General features: G+C 75.2%; 4 protein-coding genes. 1 reads left to right on the top strand and 3 read right to left on the bottom strand.

Annotation, left to right across the window (positions count from 1 at the left end):
* Window positions 1-11 precede the first annotated feature (11 nt).
* Together Q7T67_RS14075 and abc-f are read right to left on the bottom strand one after the other, a co-directional pair.
* The gene (locus tag Q7T67_RS14075) at window positions 12-1,025 is read right to left on the bottom strand and encodes a chorismate-binding protein (protein ID WP_304790714.1); all 1,014 of its coding nucleotides are present in this window, start codon (window positions 1,023-1,025) and stop codon (window positions 12-14) included.
* A gap of 23 nt (window positions 1,026-1,048) precedes the next feature.
* Window positions 1,049-3,172 (bottom strand): ribosomal protection-like ABC-F family protein, encoded by a 2,124-nt coding sequence (gene abc-f / locus Q7T67_RS14080; RefSeq protein WP_304790718.1) that lies wholly within the window; start codon window positions 3,170-3,172, stop codon window positions 1,049-1,051.
* Window positions 3,173-3,274: 102 nt separating this feature from the next.
* Between abc-f and ade the strand changes: the two genes are divergently transcribed.
* Window positions 3,275-5,044 (top strand): adenine deaminase, encoded by a 1,770-nt coding sequence (gene ade, locus Q7T67_RS14085; RefSeq protein ID WP_304790722.1) that lies wholly within the window; start codon window positions 3,275-3,277, stop codon window positions 5,042-5,044.
* A gap of 50 nt (window positions 5,045-5,094) precedes the next feature.
* Here ade and Q7T67_RS14090 read toward each other — a convergent pair whose 3' ends face one another.
* Window positions 5,095-5,823, bottom strand: a complete 729-nt coding sequence (locus Q7T67_RS14090) for a PAS domain-containing protein (RefSeq protein WP_304790725.1) — start codon at window positions 5,821-5,823, stop codon at window positions 5,095-5,097.
* Between the last annotated feature and the right edge of the window lie 177 nt (window positions 5,824-6,000).

A 6,000-nucleotide genomic window follows, 5' to 3' on the forward strand; every position in this document is an offset into this window, starting at 1 on the left:
CCCGTCCGGGGTCAGGCGGCGGCCACCGCGAGCAGGCGCCCGGCCTTCAGCACCGTCTCGCGCCACTCGCCCCCGGGGTCGCTGTCCCAGGTGATCCCGCCCCCGGTCCCGAACCGCAGCGTCGCTCCCTCGCGCCAGAACGTCCGGATCCCGACGGCGAGCTCCGCCCGACCGCGGTCCGCGTCGACCCAGCCGACCGCCCCGCAGTACGGCCCGCGCGGCACCGGCTCGAGGCCGGCGAGGACGGCGAGGGCCGCGAGCTTCGGGGCCCCCACGATCGACCCCGCGGGGAACGTCGCGTCCAGCAGCGCCCGCCAGCCGACGTCCCGCCGGAGCCGCCCCTCGACGGTCGACACGAGGTGCACGAGACCCGGGTGGGCCTCGACGCCGCAGATCTCCGTCGCGCGGACCGTGCCCGGGCGGCAGACCCGGCCGAGATCGTTGCGCACGAGGTCGACGATCATCACGTTCTCGGCGCGGTCCTTCGGCAGGAGCTCCGCCGCGGTCCGCGCGGTCCCCTTGATCGGCCGTGAGACGACGAGGTCGTCGTCGCGGGAGAGGAACAGCTCCGGCGACGCGCTGGCGACGTCGATCCCGTGGTCGGGCAGGTGCACGTGCGCGGCGTACGGCGCGGCGTGCCGGGCAGTCAGCAGGTCGTGCAGACCGTGCAGCGTCGTGTCCTCGGCGAGCGGCGCGGACAGGACCCGGCAGAGATTGGCCTGATAGACGTCGCCGGCGGCGATCCGCTCCCGGACGGAGGCGACGCCCGCGCGGAACGCGTCCTCGTCGAGGCTGGAGCTCCACGCCCCGGGCGGCACCGGGGTCCACGGGACCGGACGCGCGGGGCGGGTCGCGCCGAGCGGCCGCCAGTCGGAGAACCGCGCCGCGGTCAGCGCCCCCTCGAAGGTCCGCACCACCGCCCACCGGCCGCCCTCGTCCAGCGCACCGGGATCGTCCCGGACCTCGAGCAGCCCCGTGGCCTCCCACCCCCCGACGACGGCCCGCGGGGGGCGTGGTCCGGACACGTGTCCTGGCCGCCGACCGCCCGTCAGGCGGAGAGGCGCTCGAGCGTGTCGTAGAGCTCGGCGACCTTCGCCTTGGCGGACTCGTGGCGCGCCGTGTTCTTCTCGGTCGACTCCGGGGTGGCCCAGGCGCCGGGAGCGGCGAGCTCCTCCTCGAGCTCCGCCAGCGCGACCTCGGCCTGCTCGATCCGGGCCTCCGCCTTCTCGATCTCGCGACGGCGGTTCTTCGACATCGGGGGGCCCGCCGGCGGGGCCTTCGTGGCCGTGCCGCCGCCCGAGGAACCCCCGGACGCCACGGTCGTCGCGCCACCGGACCGGCCGCCGGAGCCGCCGGCCTTCGCGCCACCCGATCCGGTGCCGTTCGAGCCGTTCTTCGCCCCGCCGCCGTTCTTGGCCCCGCCGCCGTTGCCGTTGCCGCTGCCGTTCGCCGCGCCGTTGCGGGCGGCCGCGTCGGCCTTCTTGCCGGCGTCCTTCGCGGCACGCGCGGCGGCCATGCGGTCCTCGCGGACCTCGACGTACTCCTGCCACCCGCCGAGGTAGGACTCGAGCTTGCCGTCCTCGACCGCGACGGTGCGGGTCCCGATGACCTCGAGCAGCGCCCGGTCGTGGCTGATCATGATCATGGAGCCGTCGTAGCCCGAGAGCGCGTCCTCGAGGGCCTCGCGCGACTCGATGTCCAGGTGGTTGGTCGGCTCGTCCAGGATCAGGACGTTGGCGCCCGAGGCCACGAGGATCGAGAGGCCGAGGCGCTTGTGCTCACCGCCGGAGAGGTCGTCCAGCGACTTCTCGACGTCCGCGCCGGTGAAGAGGAACTTGCCCAGCAGCGACCGGGCCTCGCCGGGCTTCAGGTTCGTCGCCTTGATGCACGCCTCGAGGATCGTCCGGGCCCCGCCGTGGTGCATCTCCTCGCCGTGCTGGCTGAGGTAGCCGACCTTGACGTTGTGCCCCGTCCGGATGACGCCCGAGGCCAGTGGGCGACGACCGGCGAGGGTCTCGATCAGCGTCGTCTTGCCGACGCCGTTGGGCCCGACCAGGCAGACGTGCTCGCCGCGCTCGAGCCACAGCTCCGCGTCGCCGAGCAGGACCCGCGCGTGCGGGTCGCTGACCATCGTCGTGTGGTTCGTGTTGACGTCCTTGACGATCGTCGGCGGCGGGACCTCGATGCGCCCGTGCTCGAGCTCGTAGATGACCGCGCCAGCGCGCTCGGCCTTCTTGAAGTTGAAGCCCATCGTCCGGTCGTCGGTCGGATCGCGGGTGATCTTCTCGATCTTGTCCAGCGCCTTGACGCGGCTCTGCGCCTGCTTGGCCTTCGTCGCCTTGGCGGAGAAGCGGCGGACGAAGTCCTCCATCCGCGCGATCTGGGCCTCCTGCTTGGCGATCGACTTGCCCAGGGCGATCTCGCGCGCCGCCTGCTCGCGGCGCCAGGCGTGCCAGGTGCCGGGGAAGAACTTGGCCCGGCCGGCCTCGATCTCGAGCACCGAGGTGCCGACGGCCTCGAGGAACCAGCGGTCGTGGGCGACGAGCACGATCGCCGACTCGTAGTTGACGAGCGTCTTCTCGAGCCACTCGAGCGACTCGAGGTCCAGGTGGTTGGTCGGCTCGTCCAGCAGCAGCAGGTCGGGCTTGGCCGACAGCGCACGGGCGAGCGAGGCGCGCGTGAGCTGGCCGCCGGAGAACGTCTCGAGGTTGCGGTCCAGCGCCGCGTCGTCGAACCCGAGTCCGCGGACGATGTCGGCGGCCTCGTCGCGCCAGCGGTAGCCGCCGAGCGACTCGAGCTCGCTCTGCGCCCGGGCGTACTTGTCGAAGACCTCCATGTCGCCGTCGGCCATCTTCTGCTCGAGGGCGCGGAGCGTGATCTCGAGGTCGACGAGGTCCTGTCGGCCCGACGTGACGTACTCGCGCAGCGTGATCCCCTGCTCCCGGGGCGGGCGCTGGTCGTGCAGGATCACGCGGGCGCCCTTCTCGAACGAGAGGTCGCCGCCGTCGGCCTTGGACTGGCCGGCGAGGATCCGCAGCAGCGTCGTCTTGCCGGCACCGTTGCGGCCCGACAGCGTCATGCGCGTCTTGCGCTCGAGCTTGAACGACAGCCCCTTCCACAGCGGGTTGCCGTTGATGTCCTTCTTCAGGTCGGAGGCGATGAGGACGGCCATGGGCGACCCTCCATGGTAGGCGGCCGGGACCTCGCCGGGTGTGCGGCGCTCACGCTCGGGGGCGACCCGCCGCGTCGTTCGTCGTCCTGCCACGCTGGATCCATGCCGACCCCGTCCCCCCGTCTGCTGGCCGTCGCCCGCGGTGAGGCCGCGCCCGACCTCGTCGTCCGGGGCGCCCGCGTGTTCTCGTCGTTCACGAAGGAGTGGCGCGAGCACGACGTCGCGGTCGCGGACGGGCGCGTCGCCGGGTTCGCGCCGGGCGCGCCCGACGACGCCACGCGCGTGATCGAGGCCGAGGGCCGGCACCTCGTCCCGGGGTTCATCGACGCGCACGTCCACATCGAGTCGTCGAAGCTGCTGCCCGCCGAGTTCGCGCGGACGATCGTGCCGCGCGGCACGACGACGGTCGTCGTCGACCCGCACGAGATCGCCGGCGTGCTCGGCGCCGAGGGCGTGGCGTGGATGCTCGACGCGTGCGACGGCCTGCCGCTCGGCGTCCACGCGATGCTGCCGTCGACCGTCCCGGCGAGCGACCTGGAGTCGCCGCGCGGGCCGCTGGACGCCGATGCCCTGCGCGAGCTCCTGGGCCACCCGCGGATGCGCGGCGTCGGCGAGATGATGAACGCGCCGGGCGTCGCCCACGGCGATCCGCACGCGCTGGCCGTCCTGGCGCTCGTGGCCGAGGCCGCGCGGGTCGACGGCCACGCGCCCGGCGTCACCGGCGCCGCGCTGGACGCCTACCTCGCCGCGGGCCCGTCGACCGACCACGAGGCGACGACGCTGCAGGAGGCGCTCGAGAAGCGCCGCAAGGGCGCGTGGGTCCTGCTGCGCGAGGCGACCAACGCCCGCAACCTGCGCGACCTGCTGCCGCTCGTCCTGCGCCACGGCCCCGAGCACCTGGCGTTCTGCACGGACGACCGCGAGCCGGGCACGCTCCTCGAGGAGGGCCACATCGACGGGATGTGCGCCGCCGCGGTGGCCGGCGGCGTCACCCCGGAGGACGCGCTGCTGCTCGCCACGCTCCACGGCGCCCGGTGCCACGCGCTGGACCGGGTGGGGGCGATCGCCCCCGGCTGGGCCGCGGACCTGCTGCTGCTCGACGACCTGACGACGTTCCGCCCGTCGCTGGTGGTGCGGGCCGGCGCGGTCGTCGCCCGCGACGGCCGGCCCGTCGACGACGACGGCGCCTGGCCGACGGCCGCGCCCGCGGGCACCCCGGCGCCGACGCCGGGGTGGGTCCGCGACACCGTCCACCTGGGCACGGTGGACCGGGCCTCGTTCGCGCTGCCCGCCCCGGCCGACGCGGACGCGCGGGTGCGGGTGATCCGTGCGATCCCCGACCAGCTGCTGACCGGCGAGGAGCAGGTCGTCCCGACCGTGCGGGACGGCCTCGTGCTCGCCGATCCGGCGCGCGACCTGGCGAAGATCGCGGTCCTCGAGCGCCACCACGCCACCGGTCGCGTCGGACTGGGGCTCGTCACGGGCTTCGGCCTGCGGTCCGGGGCGTTCGCGGGCACCGTCTCCCACGACGCCCACAACGTGATCGCGGTCGGGACGGACGACGACGACCTGGTCGTCTGCGTCGAGCGGCTGCGGGAGCTGGGTGGTGGCCTGGTCGTCGCCGACGGCGGGACCGTGGTCCACGAGATGCCGCTGCCCGTCGCCGGCCTCCTCTCCGACCTGCCCGCGGCGACGGTCCACGCGCAGCAGCAGGACCTCGACGCCGCGCTGACCGCGCGGGGCGTGACGCTGCCGTCGCCGTTCATGGCGCTCAGCTTCCTCGGACTGTCGGTGATCCCGGACCTGAAGATCACCGACCGCGGGCTCGTCGACGCCGGCGCGCTGCGGCCGGTGCCGTTCGTGGTCGGCTGAGGACCGGGCGGCCGCCGGGGCCGGCCCGCCGCGGCCCCCGACGACGACGCTCAGCCGCCGCGGAACCGGCGCCAGGCGGCCGCGTCGACGACCTGCGCGACGAAGCCGCGGGCGATCTCGTCCTCGTCGGTGATCCGCGTCATCCGCGTGTGGGTCCGGACGACGTGCCCGTCGACGTGCAGGAACCGCGTGCCGACGACGTAGTGGTCGTCGACCCCGTCGACGAGGGTGCGCAGGCGCTCGCGCTCGTCCTCGCGGTCCTCGGGGTGCATCGCGTCGACCGCCTCGGCCCCGACGAGCTCCTCCTCCGGGCGGCCGAGCAGCTCCGCCAGCGCGCCGTTGACCCGCAGCCAGCGGCCGGTGCGCGAGAGCAGGCCCTGCCCGATCGGCGAGTGCCGGAAGGTGATCTCGAACGCGCGCTGCGCCTCGACGAGGAGCGAGCCGCCGCCCAGCACCTCGAGGTCGCGCACCACGCAGACCCCGCCGGGGACCCCCGCGACCGCCGGGCGGCAGGTCGCCTCGAGGCGCTCCGCGCCCTCGGCGTCGGGCAGCGCGACCGTGCGCTCCGCGCCCTCGAGCGCCGCCGCCAGGGCGGCCGCCAGCGGACGCCGGGCGGCGAGCGGGAACGCGTGCACGACCGGGCGGCCGATCAGGAGCGCGCCTTCGGCGCTCCCGAGGTCGATGCCGGCCACGGCCCGGACGCGGAGCTCGCGGTCGAAGACGAGGACGGAGAGGCCGGGGGTGTCGTCGATCGCGCCGCCCAGCGCCGCGGCGACCACGCTCGGATCCGGCGGCTCCGGCGTGGCGTGCGGTCCCGACGCCCCCGGACGCGGTCCCGTCCGCGGCGTCTCGCCGGTGGCGGAGCCGTCCCCGGCACCCCGACCGCCGCGGGTCCCCCACGGGGCGCGGCGCGCCCTGGCCCGCCACCCGCGCTCGGGGTCCGGTCCTGGTTCCGG

This window comes from Patulibacter sp., from assembly GCF_030655195.1.
Taxonomy (GTDB): Bacteria; Actinomycetota; Thermoleophilia; order Solirubrobacterales; family Solirubrobacteraceae; genus Patulibacter.

Coding starts and splice junctions, on each gene's coding strand:
- abc-f (WP_304790718.1), bottom strand. CDS start 3,172: ATGGCCGTCCTCATCGCCTCCGACCTGAAGAAGGACATCAACGGCAAC.
- ade (WP_304790722.1), top strand. CDS start 3,275: ATGCCGACCCCGTCCCCCCGTCTGCTGGCCGTCGCCCGCGGTGAGGCC.